14 protein-coding genes are annotated in these 22,396 nt (G+C 41.1%); all 14 read right to left on the reverse strand.

Annotated features, from left to right (window positions below; genetic code table 11):
• Positions 1–31: 31 nt before the first annotated feature.
• Positions 32–3,328: a S41 family peptidase gene (locus G7B20_RS07560; protein WP_164109850.1), complete on the reverse strand. Its 3,297-nt coding sequence runs from the start codon at positions 3,326–3,328 to the stop codon at positions 32–34.
• A 269-nt stretch (positions 3,329–3,597) separates the two neighbouring features.
• Positions 3,598–4,332, reverse strand: a complete 735-nt coding sequence (locus G7B20_RS07565) for a zinc ribbon domain-containing protein (RefSeq protein WP_079645454.1) — start codon at positions 4,330–4,332, stop codon at positions 3,598–3,600.
• Positions 4,332–5,429 carry a Nif3-like dinuclear metal center hexameric protein gene (locus G7B20_RS07570; RefSeq protein WP_164109852.1) on the reverse strand — a complete coding sequence of 366 codons (1,098 nt, stop codon included), beginning with the start codon at positions 5,427–5,429 and terminating at the stop codon, positions 4,332–4,334. Before G7B20_RS07570 ends, G7B20_RS07565 begins: the two co-directional genes overlap by 1 nt.
• 11 nt (positions 5,430–5,440) lie before the next feature.
• Positions 5,441–5,938 (reverse strand): hypothetical protein, encoded by a 498-nt coding sequence (locus G7B20_RS07575; protein ID WP_205600187.1) that lies wholly within the window; start codon positions 5,936–5,938, stop codon positions 5,441–5,443.
• An 89-nt stretch (positions 5,939–6,027) separates the two neighbouring features.
• Positions 6,028–6,738, reverse strand: coding sequence for an SAM-dependent methyltransferase (locus G7B20_RS07580; protein WP_164109854.1), 711 nt, complete (start codon positions 6,736–6,738; stop codon positions 6,028–6,030).
• A gap of 141 nt (positions 6,739–6,879) precedes the next feature.
• Positions 6,880–8,433, reverse strand: a complete 1,554-nt coding sequence (locus G7B20_RS07585) for a gliding motility-associated C-terminal domain-containing protein (protein ID WP_164109855.1) — start codon at positions 8,431–8,433, stop codon at positions 6,880–6,882.
• A 2-nt stretch (positions 8,434–8,435) separates the two neighbouring features.
• On the reverse strand, positions 8,436–10,010 hold the full coding sequence (locus G7B20_RS07590) for a CshA/CshB family fibrillar adhesin-related protein (RefSeq protein ID WP_164109857.1): 1,575 nt from the start codon (positions 10,008–10,010) through the stop codon (positions 8,436–8,438).
• Positions 10,011–10,021: 11 nt separating this feature from the next.
• Complete coding sequence (locus G7B20_RS07595) at positions 10,022–12,163, reverse strand: hypothetical protein (RefSeq protein WP_164109859.1); 2,142 nt, start codon at positions 12,161–12,163, stop codon at positions 10,022–10,024.
• 357 nt (positions 12,164–12,520) lie between these two features.
• A complete protein-coding gene (locus G7B20_RS07600) occupies positions 12,521–12,688 on the reverse strand; it encodes a hypothetical protein (protein WP_164109862.1) in 168 nt (55 codons plus the stop codon).
• 55 nt (positions 12,689–12,743) lie between these two features.
• Positions 12,744–14,702, reverse strand: coding sequence for an OmpA family protein (locus G7B20_RS07605; protein WP_164109864.1), 1,959 nt, complete (start codon positions 14,700–14,702; stop codon positions 12,744–12,746).
• 18 nt (positions 14,703–14,720) lie between these two features.
• Positions 14,721–15,728: a type IX secretion system membrane protein PorP/SprF gene (locus G7B20_RS07610; RefSeq protein ID WP_164109866.1), complete on the reverse strand. Its 1,008-nt coding sequence runs from the start codon at positions 15,726–15,728 to the stop codon at positions 14,721–14,723.
• Entirely contained in the window at positions 15,728–17,299 is a 1,572-nt protein-coding gene (locus G7B20_RS07615) for a gliding motility-associated C-terminal domain-containing protein (protein WP_164109869.1), read from the reverse strand. Before G7B20_RS07615 ends, G7B20_RS07610 begins: the two co-directional genes overlap by 1 nt.
• A gap of 8 nt (positions 17,300–17,307) precedes the next feature.
• Positions 17,308–19,905 carry a hypothetical protein gene (locus tag G7B20_RS07620; protein ID WP_164109871.1) on the reverse strand — a complete coding sequence of 866 codons (2,598 nt, stop codon included), beginning with the start codon at positions 19,903–19,905 and terminating at the stop codon, positions 17,308–17,310.
• Between the two features lie 10 nt (positions 19,906–19,915).
• A complete protein-coding gene (locus tag G7B20_RS07625; RefSeq protein WP_164109873.1) occupies positions 19,916–22,171 on the reverse strand; it encodes a hypothetical protein in 2,256 nt (751 codons plus the stop codon).
• Positions 22,172–22,396: the final 225 nt, after the last annotated feature.

Here is a 22,396-nt window from a genome sequence, read left to right on the forward strand (position 1 = left end):
GAAAAGGGGGCTAGGCCCCCTTTTATAACTTTTAATTAGCACGGTTTGGATCCGCTGGCTTTTTGACTTCTTGATATGGATAAGTCTTGATCTCATCTAGAAGAATCTTAACTGTTCTCTCTAACTGAGGATCTCTTCCTTCCAATAGATCCTTTGGCATTTGTTCGACAAAAACATCAGGTGCAACACCTTCATTTTCGATAATATAGTTACCCTTCAGATCGTATACTCCAAAATTGGGAGAGGTAATGCTACCACCGTCCAATAGTGGCGGATAGCCCGAAATACCAACCAATATCCCCATTGTCGTACGACCGACAAGCTTACCTAATCCTTTGAAACGGAACATATAAGGCATCATGTCTCCTCCAGAACCTGCATTTTCATTAATGATCATTGCCTTTGGTCCATAAATACCATTTCCAGGTGTTGTAAATGATCTTCCATCACGTATACCCCAGCCAGCGATAAGCTCTCTAGACAATAAATCAATGACGTAATCTGCAACAGAACCGCCTCCGTTGTTACGCTCGTCCAACAAAAGTGCCTTTTTGTCCATCTGTGAGAAATAATATCTATTAAAATTAGTATACCCCTCTTGGCCCGTGTTCGGCATGTAGACGTAGGCAATCTGCCCATTACTTAATTGGTCTACTTTTTTACGATTCGTTTCGACCCAATCCATACGGCGCAATTCAATCTCATTCGCAAATGAAATAGGTCTCACGATAACCTCTTTAGCGCCGTCAAAAGAAGGCTTCGTGTTGATTTTCAAAACAACTTGTTTGCCTACTCTATTTTCCAATAGCTTGTATATACTTACAGCCGACGTAAGCTTTACCCCATCTACTGCGACAATATAGTTCCCCTCTTTAATATTTAATCCAGGCTCGGCCAATGGTGCCTTAAAGGAAGGATTCCAATCTAAACGGGTGAAGATTTTGTTGATCTTATAGTATCCATCTACTTGCTCTAAGTCGGCACCTAATGCTCCTGTACTCACGGATGGTGATGATGGCTGATCTCCGGGGTAAATATATGCGTGCCCCACGACCAACTCGCCCATCATCTCATTCAATAGGTATCCTAAATCTGAACGGTGATTGACGTAAGGTAAAAATTTCTCGTATTTCACCTTTACAGCATCCCAATTTGCGCCGTGCATATTTTCTACGTAGAAAAACTCTTTCTGCATCGACCACACCTCATTGAATACTTGCTTCCATTCGGCAGCAGGATCTACTTCGAATTTAAAGTTATCGATATTAACCTTTCCTGAACCTGGCGCTGGCTTTTGCCCCGCTGCAACGATAAAATAATCCCTGCCGGTTGTGTACATCATCTTTTTGCCATCTGCACTGATACGGAATCCCCGCGCATTCTCTACAAGGGCTTTATCCTCCATTTTGGAGAGATCGAAAGCCCCAATAGTACCTCCCCTCTGGTAGGTCAGCGTATTTTCGACACTGCCATCCAATCTGTAGAAGTTGGCCGGAAGCGGTAAAGCCACAATACGATTATTAATATCACCAAAATCTACTTCCAACTTCTTCTCTACCGGTTTTGCGGCCGGCTTTGACTCTTTTTTAGTTTCTGGTTTTTTCTTATCTTTCTTATCAGCGACCTTCTCTTCTTTTTTAGGTTCTTCTACTTTATCTTCTTTTACTGTTTCCTCATCACTCTCGTTTTTAAGTAATGACGGTGTTTTTTTGGATAAGATAAATGCATAGACATTATACTGTGGATTGCGCTCGTAGGCAGACATATGTAGACCAGAGTTCGTCAGCCCTGTATTCGTACTTGCGGTAAAGAAAAGATATTTCCCATCCTTACTAAAAGTAGGTTGTGCAGCGGCACTCATACCATCTGTAATCTGATGTGTCTGTTTGGTCTTCAAGTTATACATAAATACAGCGCGGACACCATTGTTAAGACTCTTTACGTAAGAAATCCAATTGGAATCAAACGACCAAGATGGTTCAAAATGGTTACGTGTACGCCCGGTAATAGAAGCCAATTTATCAGAATCTACCAACACCACATTCTTTGTAACGATATCGACATAATATAGATTTAAATGGGCATCATTGAAGAATAGCTTTTTACTATCTGGCGACCATGTGGGTTCAAAAAAGAATAAACCAGTACCTAAGTTGATATAAGTCGGTTCATCTACGGCCTTTTGGTCACGGAGGACAAGCTGATACTTACCGCTTTTGTCCGAAAGATAGGAAACCCATTTTCCATTTGGAGACCAAGAAGGGAATCGTTCATGACTACCAACGGAATTAGAAATATTTCTTGCATCGCCTTTTTCCTTAGGAACTGAAACAATTTCACCTCGGCTCTCAAACAATGCACGTTGTCCTGTAGGAGAAATATCAAAGTTGCGGATATCATCTCTGAGATCTACATACTTTGATCTCTTGAACATAGGATCTGCTGTTACGGCGATATTCAACGCATTCACCTTATTTGATCCTAAATCAAGAATATGGATTCTTCCAGCATACTCGAATGTAAGTTCTTTGCCCACACCCTGCAAGGTACGAACATCGTAATCATTGTAATTTGTAAGCTTCTCTACCTTTTTCGATTTGGTGTCGTAGCTATAGATATTTACAATCTTATCTCTATCGGATAAGAAGTAAATTTTCGACCCCAACCATACCGGCCTTACATCATTACAGTTTTCACCTGGGATCACTTCTGTATTTTTAGTTTTGGTATCGAAGATCCATATAGACGGCATACCTCCTCCACGATAACGCTTGAAGGCCACACGATCCCGCTCTGTCGGATCAGCGTTTTTGATATATGCCCAGTACCGACCATCATCAGACGGTGTTCCTTGATATGCTTCAGGCATCATCAACGGCGTAGAGTTCTCTGCGGCAATTCCTGTTTTGTATAATCGAGACCCCAGTGAGTACTGAAACTCACGTGTTGCCTGAAAATACACTTCATTGTTATTCAACCATCCCCTCACCAAATCCACTGTCGGGTGAAACGTGATACGCTTTGGCTCACCACCTTCTACAGGAATAGTATATACATCTGTATTTCCGTCATAATTACCTGTAAAAGCAATTTGCTTACCATCAGGAGAAAACATGGGGTTCATTTCGACTCCAGGATTGGTGGTTAGTCGACGTGGATTCTGCCCGCTTTTATCGGCAATCCAAATATCCCCACCATAGACAAATGTGACATGTGTCTTGCTAATGCTGGGATTACGCAACAGCAATGTTTCCTGTTGAGCATGAGCCGCAGACAGGCTACCGACAGCCAGGACTACGCTCAGTAAATTAGAGACTTTTTTTAACATAAAGATATTTTCAAGGTTATTGAACGACAAAGATATTTGATTTTATAGGAAGAAAAAGAGTTATATCCAAGTTGTTGCAATAAGATGTAAAATACCTCTCTATCAGAAACACTTCTCTAGAGTCTGCCCAGCTGGCGGATGACAGATGAAAATCAAACTGGGGCCGTTGAAAAGGCAGCCCCATGAAATAATTATACACATATGAAATAAACAAAAAAAAGGCTGTCCAAAATGAACAGCCTCTAATATTGTCTTGTAATTGACCACGATTAATCTTCAGATGCGATCTCTTCGTCAACGATAATACGTCCACAGTGCTCGCAGATGATAATTTTCTTGCGTTGACGAATCTCTGATTGCAACTGCGCAGGAATCTTATTATGACATCCAGAACAACTATCACGTTCGATAGAAACTACAGCCAATCCGTTACGGTAAGAGCTGCGAAGTTTATTGTAAACCTTCAAAAGGCGCTCTTCGTTCTTACCAGCAGCGGTATCCGCTTTCTTCACCAACGCTTCTTCTTCAATCTGCGTCTCCGATGTGATTGTTTCTAATTCTTGTTTTTTAACATCAAGTTCTCCTTTAGAGTAATCTAAATTCCCTTTTGTCTTTTCGTAAGCTTCTGTTTTATTTTTAATTTCAAACTCAGCTTCTTTGATACGTTTTTCACAAACTTGAATTTCTAGGCCTTGAATCTCAATCTCTTTGGATATCGCATCATACTCACGATTGTTCTTAACCTCATTCAATTGACCTTCGTATTTTTTGATTGCAGACTGTGCATCTTTAATCATATTTTTACGTTTTACAATTGAATCCTCTAAGTCGTCTAGGTCAATACGGATCTTTTCAAGACGCGTTTCTAACCCAGCCAATTCATCCTCCAAGTCGGCAACCTCTATAGGTAGCTCGCCACGTACTTGACGAATCTTATCTATCTTTGTGTGGATCGATTGCAATGCCCACAATGCTTGTAATTTTTGTTCTACGGTTTGTTCCATTAACTGTAGTATTTTATAGGATTTGTATCTATTTCTGTCAATAGAACAGCAAAGTTAACAAATTTTTTCTGAATAATCTCCAACAATAATTCTTGCGTAAATTGTTCGGATTCGAAATGCCCGATATCCGCAATTATTAGATCTCCCTCAGCGTCAAAAAATTCATGATATTTATAATCTGCAGTGACAAAAAGATCAGCTCCTGATCGCTTAGCCTCATTTAACAGAAACCCACCTGCACCACCACAAACCGCTATACGCTCAATCGGCTGGCTCAACAGTTTGGTATGGCGAATTACATTTAGTTTTAGTCGATCTTTCAAATAGGGCAGAATGTCTGCTGTTGCTATAGGCTCAGATAAGTTACCAATTACTCCAGATCCCACTTGCTGTAGATTATTTTCCAACGCTACGATGTGATAGGCGACCTCTTCGTAAGGGTGTACTGCCAACATGGCGACCACGATACCACGTTCTGCTGGCGCTGGAAAAACAACTTCAATCTTAGTCTCTTCTACCCGCTCTTGCACACCGACTTCCCCTATGGCAGGTTTCGCTCCATCTAAAGGCCTGAACGTACCATATCCTGCAGTATTATAGCTGCATTGGTCGTAGTCGCCTATGCTACCGGCACCTGCTTCAAATAGTGCTTGACGAACCTGTTCGACATGAACTCGAGGGACATACACAACTAGTTTTTTCAGCAACCCCGATTTCGGACTTAGTATAGCTTGGTCTATTAAGCCCAATTTGTCCGCTATTTTGGAACTGACACCGCCAGTTACATTATCCAGATTTGTATGTATAGCATACAGTGCAATGTTATTTTTTATTGCTTTTATCACCGTTCGCTCTACATAATTCTTATTATTGAATTTTTTCAGTCCTTTAAAAACAATGGGGTGATGTGAAATAATCAGGTTACACCCTTTGGCCATTGCCTCATCGACAACTTCCTCTGTACAATCTAGTGCTATCAATGCCTTATTAACCTCGTCATCCGGATGCCCGACAATTAGACCAGAATTGTCATACGATTCTTGATAAGAGAGAGGAGCTATCTGTTCAAGATATTGTGTTATTTCTTTTAGCTTCATACGATTCGCATTTATAGATTTTCTTCCTTCTGAAAATCTTCATCATCGGTTTTAGTATCATCCCGATATTCAAAAGGCTGCTTTAATAGCTTTTTATACTCATATATTTTAAACCAATACAACACAAAACCTACAAAGGCAATAATGGAAGCCATAAATCCGACAAAGGCCGGTAGTGGAATATTACTAACCATATAGCCTCCTGCATACATATACCCCTGCTTCTGTGTGGGGTCTTCTTCTACAGCGACCTGCCGATCATAAAACTCATTATTGAGGGAGTCGGTAAGTCTGCGAACAACCACAAAATTCCAATAAATATTAAAGAAGGGCAAGGCAACAAACCAGGCTTGGCTTGGCAATAGGCACCTGTTTTCTTTTTTAATCAAATTTAAAGTCGTCCGTATCGTATTTGCAAACAGAATCCAGACAAACAACTGGATAAAGAATGCTACCACCAAATAAGGAACGAGTTTTTGAAAATCAGGATTTTGTAAGAGTTCTTCCATTTATTATTTTTTCACCGCTTCCTACCCCCCTTCAGTCAATCTGAAGCGAGCACAAAACGTGTTTAATTTATTTTTAAAGATAAAAAGAGTTAGGCAAATAATAAAAATATAGCGGGTATCTTGTGTAGCTCTATAGACCGCTGTTTCCAATCTGCTACAGACATACTATATATCATTTCCTCTGATCCCGTTAAGTTTGCCGCAACACAAATCCTCGTACTAGGTTTGCATACTTTCAACAGTTCTGCCAAAAGCTGATTGTTACGAAATGGCGTTTCAATAAATATCTGGGTTACTTTTTCGCGAAGACTCTGTGCCTCCAAGTCTTTTACTTTTTTACTCCGTTCTCCCTTATCAATAGGTAGATAACCCTGAAAAGTAAACTTCTGCCCATTAAACCCCGAAGCCATTAAGGCCAACAGAATAGCACTGGGACCTACCAACGGAACGACCTGTATATTACGTTTATGTGCTTCCTGCACCACTTCTGCACCTGGATCGGCCACACCTGGACAGCCCGCTTCGGACATCAACCCTATATCTTTGCCTTTAAGAACATTAGCAAACATGAGGTTATAATCAATTTTTTCCCGAGCGTGCTTACCAAAATCATGGATTATGAGTTCACTTTGGGGAATAGTCAATCCTGCCGTCTTTAAAAACTTCCGGGCAGTCTTTTCATTTTCGACCACATATTCGTGCACTTTTGCGATCACATCTTGATGCAATAGCGTATATGATGATCTTTCGGCACCTTCAGCCAAAGGAACTGGTATTAAATAAAGCTTGCCCTTTTCCATACTGCAAACCTAGCTATTTTTTTCTGAAAGTGTCCGTATTCAATGAACATCAAGAACTTTCATGTATGTTGGTGATCCAAAGGAACCATGAAAGTTTTATCCAAAAGCGCCTGTTTACTTTAGAAAAATAGACACTTTTCCCTACTCCCTTTTTAGCAATACACTTCCTTTGTACAACCGTGAGTCACCTCCCTTAAATGCTGTCACATTGTAGAAATAAGTCCCCTCTTTTAATCCCTCTCCAGTCCATTCATTTGTATAGCTATCCGCTCTAAATAACTCCTTCCCAAATCTGTCTACAATAATTAATTCGACACGATCGTAAGCCTCTAGTCCCAAAATCACATAATTATCGTTCTTGCCATCACTATTGGGCGTAAACACATTTGGTATATATAGATCCCTAGGTATGATTTTCATATATACCTTTGCTGTAGCCGTAAGGCCATTTTTATCTGTAATTTTATACTCCAATACGTCATTACCCAAATAATCATCATTGCCCACACAGACTATAGCACCATTTTCTACATATGCCCTGGCATGTTGAGGTGGCTCTATAATCTCGATACTATTCGCCAAGATCGGTGATGAACCCGGTTTGTCGTTATCCAACACTTGAACAACTCTGGATTGTCCAAAAACAATTATCGCATGATCCAGCTTAGCCTGAGGAGGTGCGGTTGCGATTTTTGTAAACCAAGTACCGGAGAGTGTTTTCGATGATTTAGTCTCTACATCTTTTCTTGTATGAGTCGCGTTTCTGTCTAAACTCTCAAGGTTCGTAACATTGCCTATCCAGTTTCCCCCTTCGGCATCCTGCATGATCTGCGCCTCGGGATCTACAAAAGCTACTCCGTTTGAAGATACTTGATGTATCAACGTATAATCCATGATCATCGGCTTATCAGAAAAAATATTCCAAACCCGGTCCATTCCAATCTCTTTGTCTTTAAATTTTAGCCCAGATGCTAGATAATCGGTAACAGCAACATAAACTTTATTTCTTTTCAAAGAAGGCGTCAAGCTAGCTGGGGTATAATCGCCAATTTGCTTACCTACAGGAAACAGGAAAGCAGAACGTCGATTTCCGAACGCTTTAATCAAGTGCCCTGCAAGCGGATTATTGGTGACGACAAATCGCTTATGGTTATAATTACGTATCGAGGCTTCTTCTCCGAGTTCCAAATCGTTACCATCAAGAAAAATATGTGCTCCGTCAACGGCCAGATCTATCCCTCTACTCAATCTTAGACCAGCGCGTTGTTCGGTCACTGTAACAGGTTTTCGTATTTCAGGTGATTCCGCAATATTTGCTAGTTGTAATCCTTTATTATTTAATACGACCAAGTCAATATCGACAGCGTTTCCCCCATTTGCATCGATACGCGTGGGCTGTGCTCCCCAATTATTGTAGAATGGGTTTTTCTCCGGACTGTGTATATTAATAACGCCTTGTCCCGATACCTTAGCTGTTGGTGCAATCCAAATATTCTTTACATATAGATCAATTTGACCATCGATTCGCCACTCCGCATTTTCTCCGATAAATAACGATTCTGTATATATAGCCTTGAATTGATTTGATGTTAAAATAGTATTCCCATTACTATAAAGCGAACTCCCCGCACCTTGTTGGCCATATAAATTAAGCACAAATAAAAGGCTGGAACAGAGAAAAACTAACTTCTTCATATCTATCTTTTTATTTTGCTAGGAATGGTAGGATTGACGACAGATGGACCTAGAATATAAATGCGATGATCCTCTACTTCTCCAAAGTTTACATTGTCAACAGGACTCGTAGTCTCTTGTTCAGAAACATCAAAATAACGTAAACGGACATAAGTACTATAAGGTCTGCGGAGTGCGGGCACAACCCAATTTAGCTCTGCCACACCGTCTCCATCATTACCAATGTCTGCCATTGCTCGCTCACTATCATCAAATTTCCCGTTCAGATCAAAATCAATCCAACCGGCGATCCTACTTCCCGCCTTAGCTCCCTTATAAGGTATTCTTGCGCTAATCTTATTTCCTGGCATGTAATATTGTTTGTAGGAAAACCGCTTGTACTCTTCGGGCCATGCGTCCTCCTCATTCAACAAAAGACTTGTCGTAGGACTATTATCGTCTCCAAGGGCATCTTTAGAAAACATGGCCCCACTATCTTCATCTGGAGGAGCTGTCCCCAAATAGCTCCCTTTTGTTAGCTTAAGCTCACCTGCGCGATATTCATCAGTGTTGATATTTACTGTCGCTTTAACCTTTTCTTTGTTTTCTGCTCCTGCTAGTACTGGACTAATATTATCTTCCGAGAAAGTTAGGTTCTGCAACAAATGTATGGGACTTCCATAAGATGCCGGTGCATCTCCCAAGTCAGCAGCAGGATTAAGCAATCCTAAGGCCAATGCAGTCAAACCGCCTCCTTTTAACGTAGCCGTGAAGGATACCCCTAGATCCGGAATTGTTCCAGACTTATTATAAGCCTGTTCGCTAAAAGCCAAGAAAGCAACTGCCCCCGTTTTCTTATCGTTACCTCCTAAAAATTTAATGGTTTGTGTTCCATTGGAGTTAATCTCCTTTCGGATATTATATGCAGCCTCTTTGGAATTCTTTTGCACCTCTACCACATGCCAAGATCCGTATGCTTCAGCATAGATATATTCCCTATTTGGGTCTCCGTTGCTATTCATATAGCCCGCTAGTGACTCAGCATCTGCCACCACCATCCCAGGCAAACGAATCGGTATATCACCAATCTTGGCTTTACAGCTGATTGTTATTTTCGCACCACCACCAGATTTTGTATTCCTGATACCAGAAACCATTTTATTCTGGCTCTCATTATCTCCGGTTCGTCCGCCACCTATATTATAGAGAATATCTAAAAAGTCTCCAGAGGTAACACCATCCCCCGTATATGTTCCTGGAATATAGGACTGGATTGCTCTTTCGTCGGCATCATTTCCTGAAACATTTTCAATAGATATAATCTTTGCCTCTATACAAAGATATTTACCTTCTCCCAGGTCGATGGAAGCTCTTGAGACGGCTCCTATTGCCAATGCTTCGTCTGTTTTTCCATAGGGGGAATTGGCATCTCCTTGCCCCCCCCAATTCAGCCAAAGCACCTTTTCTTTATTGGGACTCGTGCCACCAGTTGCAAACGCCGCTTTAACAGTGGAGTTTTCGTAACATTGAGCTCTTACCACCTCTGCGGAAGAAGAAAAGATAAGAATCATACACAACAAGAAACTTCTATTCGTCATTTTCATCCTCATTAAGGTCTCACTGCGAACACAATATTCATAAATGAACCGATGGTAATATCTGCATCCTGCTTAATCCTATAGCTCAGATCTCCCTCGTTCGATATGCTGACCCCCTCGAAGACGGTCTTATCGTAGAAAGTCACATAATAATCGAGCTGGTTTGCTGGCAAAACCGGAAGTTTAGTTGCCCTGCCCGCATTGACTGCGCTTGATGAGGCATCTGTAAGATTAAATTGCTTGGTGTAACTGTTGTATAGCTTTATTGTAAATACTCCCGCGTTCTCTTCCATAATCGTCGGATCTGAAATCTGATCTTTGGAAGTCGGCATCACCATGGATGGCATATAAAAAAACTTAGGCATTGCCGATTTCAATATTTTGATCAGATCATCCGTAACCTCAACCTTGTAGTTCTTAGTATTATTGTTTTCTTCCAATGTAACTACCGTGCCTTTTCCTCCAGATACTGTTGTCTTTTCTTGATTTGCATGAATATCTTCTGCAATCAGCAATGCTCCAAAGTCACCATCAACTTTAATGATATTCGCTGTATTTGCGCTGACGATCTTCGCTTTATGAACCACTCCTTTCTCATCCTTATATTGCAATCCTGTTGCATCTTGATCCAATGATGTCAACGTTTCATTGCTCGTTACCAGCGCGGACAAACCGATACTCTCTGTCAAGCCCTTCGTATTTGTGTAATGCAAAGCATTACGCTCCGTATCGTAACGAAGGTTCGTCGTATTCAGGATCAATTCTTTGGGAGTGCCCGTCGCATCGGTATAGGTCAACCTATTCTCTGCCGCATCATAGGTAAGCGATCCCGTACCCAGATCAACAGTATTCGCTACACCTTTCTCATCTTTATACGTCAGCTGATTCGTGGGCTTATCGTAACCCAGTACAGTCAACGTTTCATTGCTCGTTACCAGCGCGGACAAACCGATACTCTCCGTCAAGCCCTTCGTATTTGTGTAATGCAAAGCATTACGCTCCGTATCGTAACGAAGGTTCGTCGTATTCAGGATCAATTCTTTGGGCGTGCCCGTCGCATCGGTATAGGTCAACCTATTCTCTGCCGCATCATAGGTAAGCGATCCCGTACCCAGATCAACAGTATTCGCTACACCTTTCTCATCTTTATACGTCAGCTGATTCGTGGGCTTATCGTAACCCAGTACAGTCAACGTTTCATTGCTCGTTACCAGCGCGGACAAACCGATACTCTCCGTCAAGCCCTTCGTATTTGTGTAATGCAAAGCATTACGCTCCGTATCGTAACGAAGGTTCGTCGTATTCAGGATCAATTCTTTGGGCGTGCCCGTCGCATCGGTATAGGTCAACCTATTCTCTGCCGCATCATAGGTAAGCGATCCCGTACCCAGATCAACAGTATTCGCTACACCTTTCTCATCTTTATACGTCAGCTGATTCGTGGGCTTATCGTAACCCAGTACAGTCAACGTTTCGTGGGCGCTCACGATTTCCTTAATAGAAATCGTCTTCGTATCACCTTCTTTAGTAAGATAAGTAAAGTTATTACCATCGTAATAAATATTCCCGCCTACACTCTTAATCAACGAAACGATTTCATTTTTGACATTCTCATTTTTGATGATCTGTTCAAACTTATTAGAGACATCTCCTGTCACATTGATTGTAGTCTGCAATCCAGCTTCAGAAGTATAAACATAAGTTCCGTCCCCGTTATCAATCAGGCTTGTTACCGTTTCATTGCCCTTTACTATATTTTTAAAATTCAGCGTAACGGGATTACCATTTATATCGATAAAAGAAATTTCGTAAGTGCTTGGATCATATGAAATACTTGTTGCTTTACCACTAGATGCGAGCACCCATTTCGTTCCGTCATTGTAATAAATCCCAGGAACAACATCATTACGCATCTCTGTATTAAATACCATAAGTCCCGCAACATGGTCTTGCATCGGAGCCGCCTTTGTCGTCATTTCCAACGCTATCCTAGTATGCAAAAGCCCCTTGTTTCTACTAGCTAGCTCTAAAATTGCATTTTGATTTATTGTCAGACCACTCTTGTCAGTTCCATCGGAAAGCCGCTCTTGGGCAGCGGCGATCGTTACTAGTGAAACAAAAACACCGGTTAATGTAAAGTTTTTAATATTCATAATCTCCTAATCCTAGAAATAAAGCAGTTTGGCAAACCAATACATAACATGCACCAGAAAATCAACAATACAACAACACAACCCCATCAATCGACTAAAAACACCAATAGCACAGATGCTCCATTAATTAGAGTTACTTCGTTATCAAATTGTTAAATAAGAAAATAGAACATTCAAGACGCCATAGGTATGGTACGTCTTCAAAAATGGACTTTTTCATAGTTGACTGCATAAACAGTCACGGTAGATGTAATGATGATTACACGATAGCTAAGGTAGAAAAACGTATAATTCAAAAAAAAGCGTATCATACAAATGATACGCTTTTTAACCAAAAGATAATTTTTAAGAATAGCGCTATTCCGCCGCTACCTTCTCGGCTTTTCCCAGAGCTTCACGTAGCCACTTCTTTATTGTTACAGGAGACAATATTCCATATTTGATCATCGCTTCATCAAGTAACAGTCGCCCTTCCAAAATATCGCGAACTGCCCCCTCTTTAATATTCTTACTGTATTTTGACACCTCTATTGATAACTTATTGTAAATATCAAATCCACAAACTTAACACAACATTATCTTAGTAATCTAAGACCTCAATCTCCGTTCTTCGGTTTGCCTGATGCTCAGCCGAACTACACTGCACACCATTACTGCATCTATTTACCAAACGTGTTTCACCGTATCCTTTGGCCACCAGTCTATCCCGCGCAATACCTCTACTTACAATATAATCCACCGCTGACTGCGCCCGACGCTGCGACAACTTCATATTGTAAGAATCTGCCCCACGGCTATCCGTATGACTCGATAATTCAATGCGTAATGTCGGATTATCTCTAAGTGTAGCTACCAACTTATCCAATATTTTGGCAGCATCTGGTCTAATATTATGCTTATCAAAATCGTAGTAGATGTTTTCAAGGACAAATTTTGTTCCCTTTGTAAACACCGGCTGCAGCAATAGTGTATATCTAACTACGGTGTCTCTTGTCGCTTGAATTCCTGTGATAGCTAATGAATCTGACAAATAGCCTGATTTCTCTCCTAACATTCTAAACTTGGTATTTGCTGCTACCTCAAAACGCACAAGCCCTTCTCCATTCGTGATATCTTTGGACACAATACGTCCTCCTTCTTCCCGAAGACTCACTGTCGTACCTGTAAGAATAGCTCCTGTGGATTTATCCTTAGTTATCCCCTCCAAGATGATGGTTATTTTTGGCGTTACATAGGTATAAGAATAAATATCATCTGACCCTATACCTCCAGATCGATTAGAAGAAAGGTAGCCTCTCGAACCCTGTAGATCTGCAAACGCTTCAACAAATGCAAAATCATCTGAAGACGAATTGATTGGATATCCTAAATTGATAGGAGTAGAAAATTGACCATTCTTTATCTTTACTTTAAAAATATCAAGTCCTCCCATCCCCACAAGGCCATTACTTGAAAAATATAAGGTGTTCCCAAACACGGACGGAAACATTTCGTCACCTTTCGTATTAATATCACTTCCCGCATTCTTTGGACTTCCCCAGCGACCATCTACCTGTAGCTCACTAAACCAAATATCGACACCACCTAATCCTCCAGGCATATCCGAGGCATAGTACAGCTTCTTTTCATCTGCACTTAGTACCGCGTGCCCTAAAGAATACTGTTGCACATTATTGTAAGGGAAATCTTCTTCTAACCATTGATCACCCGACTTCTTGAAGATCTTTAATTCCAAATTATGCTTTTTCCATTTAGAACCTACCGCCTTAAACCTTTCAGTATCTTTACCCGTGTATGTTCTCGTAACGTACAGCACATCTTCGGCTGCATTAGTAGATACAGGCCCAACATGATATTGCGAATGATTAAAAGCACCAGACAGGATATTTGGATAGTTTAGGCTACCATCTTTTTGTTGTTCTGCAGAATAGATCCTCAGATATGCCTGTCCTGTCATACCACTTTTTGCATCCAAAAGACTATTTGGCTCACCGGCATAAAGCACTCCCCCACTCGTCGGGATCAAAGCAAATTCTGCAAGAGCTGTATTGATATTCTTCTCGTTATACAACTGGTGTTTTGTAGGTGTTTTCATCCAAGCTATAGCAGAGTCGGCGCCCAATACAGCACGATGTAATATATCCTGATCACCATATGATGCTATATATCGCAGATACTGTTCTTTGGCTTCTGCGTACTTACCTTGCTGCTTTAGCACATCCGCATAGCGCAACCGGGCCTCTTTAGATGCGTCCTTTTGCGCTACCACACGTGCATACCAATTTTCGGCCATTTCATATTGATTGATATAAAAATAGCTATTGGCCAGTCGCTCCATATCTATCGTTCGCGGCCTCTTAACGTCAACAAGTCTTTCCAATGTGCTAGCCGCTCTTGCATACTCCATGCTGTTATACAACTGCTCGGCCGATGATCGACGGCTGGGACGCTCCTGTCCTTTTGAAACCACTGAGATCATTGAAAACAACAAGCACAGAATGCTACACTGTACAAAATATCTATTTATAAGAAACTTCATAATTTGAATTGATTGTGATTAAAAATAACGAGGACTTAAAATCTGTTTCCGTAACTGTCCACCAAACGTGATTCCAAAAGTAAGCTCGTGTGTACCATTCTGCAGTCCACTCATACGGTTAAGCATATGGTCATAGGAATAACCTATCCGTAGTTTTGGACTTACATAGAATTGGGCTACTCCACTCAGCGAATTCGTAGAACTCAATTTATTCACGGATACCTGATTGTATTTCCGATCAAAGATCCGAGCCCGCGTACGATAGCCACCACCAATCCAAAACTTATCGTTAAAGATAAACATGGCATTCACATCCAAAGACGTTGGTCCTTTAAAATCTTCCTTAATCAACACACTTGGACGTAGCAAAAGCCCAGGATCTAACTCAAACAATGCCCCCGCAATAAAATACCCGTGTACCTTACGATAAAGGCTCTCCAGCGAGTTTTGATTAAATTGAAAATCCACACCACTATTACTCCCTGCAAATAAATCCTGAACAGCAACCCCAGCGTACCACTTACTATTGTTGTAATAAACTCCTAATCGGACATCTGGCTTCCAGGTGGTTATTTTACCAGGAGGAATAAATCCGTCTCCATCATCCACATACTCGAGCTTATTACCATCCAGACTGTACTGTGTAACACCTCCAGCTACTCCCAAGCTCAAGCGATGCTCATCAGCCCTATCCAATTGCAGACGTAAGGCATAGTTAGCATATATACTTGTCGCTCCTTGCGCTCCAAGCTGATCGCCCGTTACCTGAAGCCCGACTCCATGGCGGCGACTCTCGGGATCCATGACACCATCGATAGAGATCGTTCCAGTCTTTGGAGCCCCGGTCCATCCCGACCATTGGCTCCTTAAGCCCACCTGCCCAAACCACTCCTCTTTATACCCCGCATAAGCCGGGTTGACGGACAGTGAGTTGAATATATACTGGGTAAACTGTATATTCTGCTGCGCAAATGTTTGTAAAGCAAATACCAGGTTAAACCCTAAAAGTGAAAGTATCTTTTTCATTATTTCTTAATCAAAACATTTCCCTTAAACACCCGCACATCATTGCTTTTAGCAGCTGTTATGATGTAGAAGTAAGTGCCTTCATTTAATCCTTGTCCATTCCACTCATTCTTGTAGTTTGAGTTTTTGTAGACTTCATTACCCCATCTATTTACGACAATAAGCTCGATTCGATCGTATGCTTCGATACCAACAATCTCAAACGTTTCGTTTTTATCATCTCCATTTGGTGTAAAGACATTTGGAATGAACAGTTCTCGTGGTGCTACCGTAACAAATACACGAGCCTTCGCTGTTAATCCATTTTCATCGGTTATCTCATATTCAAACTCATCCGTGCCTATAAAACCAGGATTCGGCGTATAGATGATCACTCCATTGATGACTCTTACCGTTCCATTTGCAGGAGGCAGCACCACAGTTACGCTATTTGTCACGATAGCAGCAGAACCAGGCAAATCATTTTCCAATACATTGATTTCTTTCTCCTTACCAAATTCGAGTGTCACATAATCATCCACTGCTTTGGGAGGTGCATTTGCAAATTTTGTAAACCAAGTTCCCGATAGCGTTTTTGCAGTACGGGTTTCAATATCTTTACGCGTATGCATCGACTGCGCAACGCCACCTGGCCCAGATTCCTCGTTGAATATAGTCACGTTACCGATCCAATTACCGCCATCCGCATCTTGGACGATCTGGGCCTCAGGATCGACATACGCCACTCCATTAGAGGAAACATTATGGATTAATGTATAATCCATTTTCATTCCCTTATCCGCGTAGATACTCCACACACGATCCATACCAATTGTCTCATTTTTAAACTGCATTCCTGAAGCCAGGTAATCCGTCACCGAAACATAGACTTTACTTTTATTCACCGAAGGCGTTAACCGTGCAGGAGTATAATCCAGTTCTTCTTTACCCACAGGGAATACGAAGGAAGAATTACGGTCACTGAAATTTTTGATCAAGTGCCCCGATACCGAGTTACCCGTAACGACCAAACGTTGCGTGCTATAATTTAAAATTTGTGCATTTACGTCCAGTTCAAAATCATTCCCGTTTAGAAACACATTTGCCCCGTTGACACGAAGGTCTATCGCTTTAGATAGCTTAAGGGCTGCTGCCTTTTCTTCGGCCGGATAAGAATTGTCTTGGTAGTCCCTACCGGATATATCCTTTAGATGTAACCCGTTATCATTCATCAACACGATACGCACATCGATATAGTTTCCGTTGTTGGCATCGATATAGGTTGGTTGATCTTTCCAATTATCGTAGAAAGGATTTTTGCGCGGATTGTGTATATTGATCACTCCCGATCCCGAAATCTTCGCTGTAGGCGCTATCCAGATATTCTTTACATAGAGGTCGATCTGTCCATCGATAATCCATTCTGCCTGCGGACCAATGAATAACGACTCGGCATAGATAGCATCAAATTGGTTTTCGGTCAATATATTGCGTCCATTGTCGGACAGGAAGCTTCCCTCCCCTTGTTGTTGGGCGTATAGCTCTCCCCACGAAAGCAATAAACATATATATAGAAAAAATAATTTCTTCATGGTAGCTTTTATTTTTTTGCTTTACTGCGGAGCATTGGATTACTTATTATTAGACAGTTCTTTACGGTGATTGACACTTCTTTGGATATCGCTTCTGGTCGACAAGCACTTTCCTTTCCTGCAAATACCGGTATAGCCACACGGCGGTATTTCCATACACCTACAGTAGTTTCAGCTGCTGGGGTATAATTTGCCGCTGTAGCTCCTTGGATTGTTGTCCAGCTCGATCCAGCTGTAGGAGCGAGTTTTTCCCAACGGTAAGTGATTGTTGTTTTATCTGGCCAGTTCGGTGCTGTAGCATCCTCTGTTGAGCTTATCGTACTTGCTGCTGTGCCGATACAAATTTCTCTATCTCCAGATATTGTTCCTGCTGTAGGCGGAGGTAAAACCACGATCTGGATCTCTACCGCTGCACTCTCACAAGAACTGTTCGTTTGTGAAACAAAATATGATGTTGTTCCTACCCTAGTTGTTATCGGTGTCGGCACATTGTTCAACGGCACACCACCTACGCTGGAGTACCATACGACTTTGTAGTTTGGATTCGTAGGCAATATTTGCAACGGCATTGCTTCCTCGCCCTGACAGTAGTAGAAAGTATTTTGTGTCAACGTTGGTACAGGAGGAGTAATTAAGACAGACGCACTAGCGGAATTATTCCCTCTGTTTTCCTCAGGTTCTAGAGTAGAGGTTTCATTATTATTTTTCTTAATAGTCCATGTACGATCCTGCCTATTATAAGTCAAAGTACCATTTTCCTGAACCAACCTAACCTGCACCTCATTTGTATAAGAAGTATTACCTTTTAACTTGAAAGTAAAGGCAGGTAAAGTACTTCCTGATGCAAGCGTATTAGAACTGGGAGTTGTACTTCCAGAAGTAGGATGAGTAAACTTCGTTTGATAAATGTAAGTGGTATAACCCACCTTTGGTGTATTAGTTTTGGTATCTACCAATTCCCATCCGTCTGGAACTGTAGACGACATAATCGTTGCTCCTGGTGGAACAATCTCCGAAAGCTCTAAACGATTCGTTGTATAAGATCTTGGGTTATTGTCATTACTTCTTGGCACAAATGCCCCCCCATAATTAATGCCACTACTTCCCATATTCGCTATGGTAACCGTAAATGTATTACCTGCAGGACTCAAACAAGCTTCTGTCACTTTGTTCGAGACGATCAAGTCAACCCCCTCTGCAATAACAGGCGTAGATACCGTACTTGTATTATTTTCTAAGTCGTCATCCCTTATATCTGTAGGTAGTGCGGTTGCAGTATTAACCAAAATATTTCCTACAGGAACCTTTAAAAGCTTTCCCTTCACTGTAATCCGTTCAACAGACTTAGCCGCAATATTTAAAGAGCCTATAAGTTCATTTGGATTATCTGGACTAGGCTTTATTCCTGGGTGCGAAATACTCGTAATAGTAAACATTTCTGGCGTAACCAAGTTACCAGCCCCATCTGTAATACGGTCCTTAAAAACTACATTCGTAAGCGCCGCATCGGTATCGTTATTGACTTCGATAGTATAGGCAATATCGCTTTCAGCCCCATTATTAGCTCTTAAAATATCTTTATTAGCCATTTTAGTAACACGTAAATTTCCCGGCGTAGTAACGACTAAATTTCTTATTTCATGATACTGTCTAGCACCGCCTGTTGCCGCTCCAAAACCCAACTTGAGTAAAGCTGGAGGTATATCGTTTGTCACACTCTCAAACAATGGCTCAAACGGTCCTGTTGGAGACTTTGCCCAACGCGCAGTAATCCGATAGCTCTGACCTATTACTATTGGATTTATCTCAATCTGCACCCTTCTATAAAACTCCTTATCAGTAGGACGTTGTTGAATTAAAGGGAAATAGTGAACCTCAGACTGATCTCTAGTAGTATTCGCATTAGAAGATCTTGAACCTAATTTCTTTCCGCTTAAATATCTATTTGTAGGTTGAATCCCATTGATAATCTCAGATGTTCTATTACTTGTAGTAGGACCTCTCAAAATTATTGAGTTTGGTCTATAGGAGGAGGCGGAACCATTAGCTTCATCAGGTTCTATACTTCCGAATCGTCCCTCTACTTCATTCCCATAGTTTCCAAAAGAGTCAAACCCTAAACCAATATACCCCCCAGTTAATCCCGGAATATCCCATGGGCTTCCTCCAACTAGTGGCGCATAGTTTAATGCCCCTCCGTAACCTCCTGGTTTAAAATTAGAAGGTCCATACTGGCCGTCAAAAAGAAAAATTGAAAAACCATCACCAGCAGTAAATTCGTTATTATTTACTTTCCTCCATAGCTTATACTCAAAATCAATAACAACTCCGAGGGTAGAAGGAAATGTCCTATTGATATAAGCATATCCTCGCTGATTAGCTACCCCACCAGGTGTCAAGCGCAACCAACCTGCTCCTATTGGATCGCCGACTCCAGAAGTAAGAGCCGCATCTCCTCCAATAATTATATCTGCCCCTACTTGCCCTTTAAAATTTTCCGTGATGGTAAACTGCGCTTGCGCTGTATTAAAAAGTATCGAAAAAAAACTTATCAAGAATAGGATAGCACCTTTGACGAAACTATTGGTATATTGAAATATATTCATTTCTAAATTACTAGTTAGCTGGATCTTCTTTTACTGCGAACACAATATTCATAAAGGAACCTATACTCACGTCTGCTCCAGACTTTATCGTGTAGTTCATTACTCCTTCCGCAGTAACATCAACAGTATTAAACACAGCCTCATCAAACCAAGCGATGTAATAGTCTAACTGATCTTTGGGTAATACGGGCAGTTTTCCGCCGCTTTTAGAGGAGCGCATCGGAGTACCAAACTGCTTTTCATAAAGAGCATACAAGTCGATTGTTCCAAATTTTGCCGGATCTTGTACTTGAGAACTATGTGTAGGGATTATAATAGACGGCATATAGAAGAACTTAGGCATAGCAGCTTTTAAAGCTTTAACTACATTATCACTTCCTACAGCCAATAAATGTTGCGTAATACCATTCGTAGCATCTGTAGCTTGTACTTTTTTCTTGTCTAAACCAGATACGACAAATGGACTCCCACCAGTTACAATCTCCAATTTTTTACCATCTTGAGTAATTTCAGTATCTATAATCAAATCACCTCCCAACTGGATATTATTATTCGTTTTGGTCAAGCCATTATCGGCAGTTGTATTATCGGCTAGCGTCGATTGGTCTACCCATTGTGTCGTAGCTGTCGCTCCCGTACCTGTAGTGATTAAAATCTGTTTATCGCTACCTGGGTTTATTTTTCCAACAGTAACAGCCTTCTCTGCTAGATCTGTTGTTTTTACTTCTCCATCTTTAATCTTAGCAGAGGTAATCGATTCATTTTTTACACGTAAACTTGCATCAACCAATGTAGCACCTGTTCCAGACAAAACCTCAATAGTTGCGTTATCTCCGTCTGCTGCTGTTAAATTTTTTGCATCAACTACGCCATGTGGACCTTGGATACCTTGATCTCCCTTTTCGCCTTTCGATCCTTTAAGGGACTCTAAGTATTCAACGATTGTTTTACCGTCGTTACCTGGCTCCCCTTTCCAAACTTCGTAAGCTGATTTACCATCAGCACCTGTAGCGCCAACTAAACTCAATAACCACTCTACTTTTGTACCTACAAAGCCATTCTCCAAAGCAACTTCGTAAGCTGATTTGCCATCAACTCCGTTTGTCCCGTCTTGTCCTGTAATAGCTGCAATGAAATCAGCACCGTCTTTACCGTCATTTCCCGGTAAACCTTGCCAAACCTCTAATGCGGATTTACCAGTATCTCCTTTGGGGCCCTGAGCTGCAATACCCGTATCTTTAGTTCCGACAAACCAATTACCATTGCTTCCGATCTCCGGAGTAACTCCATCGATACCGTCTTTACCTGTAATAGCGGCTATAAAATCTGCTCCGTCTTTACCATCATTTCCCGGTAATGATTGCCAAACCTCTAATGCGGATTTACCATCAGCACCTGTAGCACCAACTAAACTCAATAACCACTCTGCTTCTGTACCTACAAAGCCATTCTCCAAAGCAACTTCGTAAGCTGATTTGCCATTCAAGCCCGCAGGACCAGTTTTCAGATCAATAGTTACTGGTTCACCTTCCTCATTATTATAGGTTATCGTTCCATCTTTGTTATCAACCAAAGTAGTTATCGTCTCATTTCCTTTAATGATTTCCTTGATCGTGATCTCTTTCGTCTCCCCTGTATTAGTCACATAAGTAAACTTCGCACCATCATAATATACGTTGCCGCCAACATTCTTGATCAAGTTCGTGATTGCATTGTTAACATTCTCTTCTTTAACAATAGTCTCAAAGTTCTGAATAACATCAGAAGGTACATTAATTGTTGTTTTTGTACCATTTTCTGATATATACTCATATTTTCCTTGGCCTAAAGGTGTCAGCATCGTCACCGTCTCGTTAACCTTAACGACCTGCTTAAAATCGATCGTTACAGGATTACCGTTCACATCCACAAAAGAAATTTCGTAAGTCGTAGGATTGTATGAAATACTCGTCGCTTTACCACCTGAGGCCAAAACCCACTTAGTACCATCGTTGTAATAAATACCCGGTATCACATCATTGCGCGTCTCTGTATTATATACCATAAGGCCGGCAACGTGTGCACTCATTGGATAGGCTTTGGTCGTAGCCTCCAAAGTCACTCTCGTATGAAGCAATCCCTTATTTTTACTAGCAAGTTCTAAGATAGCATTTTGGTTAACGGTCAACCCATTATCACCTGTACCATCAGAAAGTTTCTGTTGTGCATTAGCAATAACAACTGATGACAATAAAAGCCCGGTTAATGCAAAGTTTTTAATATTCATAAATTCCTTAATCTAGAAGTTTGTATGGAGAGTCTAGTTCAATCTATAGCGAACTATTTATCTCGCAGGCAAAAGTACCTCTAGATAACAGATAGTTACCATCATTCAAACGGGAAAACCTTTTGTTTTGTAGACGAAAGACTACTTGTCTCCGAAACACATATCTCCCTTATTAAACACCCTATTTTCCTGTAGAACTATAGCCACAGAAAAGAAAAAATATCC

It is taken from the genome of Sphingobacterium sp. xlx-96 (assembly GCF_011007365.1).
GTDB classification, from domain to species: domain Bacteria; phylum Bacteroidota; class Bacteroidia; order Sphingobacteriales; family Sphingobacteriaceae; genus Sphingobacterium; species Sphingobacterium luzhongxinii.

Excerpts from the sequence above, each read along its gene's own strand:
- G7B20_RS07560 (WP_164109850.1), bottom strand. The coding sequence starts at position 3,328 with ATGTTAAAAAAAGTCTCTAATTTACTGAGCGTAGTCCTGGCTGTCGGT.
- G7B20_RS07565 (WP_079645454.1), bottom strand. The coding sequence starts at position 4,332 with ATGGAACAAACCGTAGAACAAAAATTACAAGCATTGTGGGCATTGCAA.
- G7B20_RS07570 (WP_164109852.1), bottom strand. The coding sequence starts at position 5,429 with ATGAAGCTAAAAGAAATAACACAATATCTTGAACAGATAGCTCCTCTC.
- G7B20_RS07575 (WP_205600187.1), bottom strand. The coding sequence starts at position 5,938 with ATGGAAGAACTCTTACAAAATCCTGATTTTCAAAAACTCGTTCCTTAT.
- G7B20_RS07580 (WP_164109854.1), bottom strand. The coding sequence starts at position 6,738 with ATGGAAAAGGGCAAGCTTTATTTAATACCAGTTCCTTTGGCTGAAGGT.
- G7B20_RS07585 (WP_164109855.1), bottom strand. The coding sequence starts at position 8,433 with ATGAAGAAGTTAGTTTTTCTCTGTTCCAGCCTTTTATTTGTGCTTAAT.
- G7B20_RS07590 (WP_164109857.1), bottom strand. The coding sequence starts at position 10,010 with ATGACGAATAGAAGTTTCTTGTTGTGTATGATTCTTATCTTTTCTTCT.
- G7B20_RS07595 (WP_164109859.1), bottom strand. The coding sequence starts at position 12,163 with ATGAATATTAAAAACTTTACATTAACCGGTGTTTTTGTTTCACTAGTA.
- G7B20_RS07605 (WP_164109864.1), bottom strand. The coding sequence starts at position 14,702 with ATGAAGTTTCTTATAAATAGATATTTTGTACAGTGTAGCATTCTGTGC.
- G7B20_RS07610 (WP_164109866.1), bottom strand. The coding sequence starts at position 15,728 with ATGAAAAAGATACTTTCACTTTTAGGGTTTAACCTGGTATTTGCTTTA.
- G7B20_RS07615 (WP_164109869.1), bottom strand. The coding sequence starts at position 17,299 with ATGAAGAAATTATTTTTTCTATATATATGTTTATTGCTTTCGTGGGGA.
- G7B20_RS07620 (WP_164109871.1), bottom strand. The coding sequence starts at position 19,905 with ATGAATATATTTCAATATACCAATAGTTTCGTCAAAGGTGCTATCCTA.
- G7B20_RS07625 (WP_164109873.1), bottom strand. The coding sequence starts at position 22,171 with ATGAATATTAAAAACTTTGCATTAACCGGGCTTTTATTGTCATCAGTT.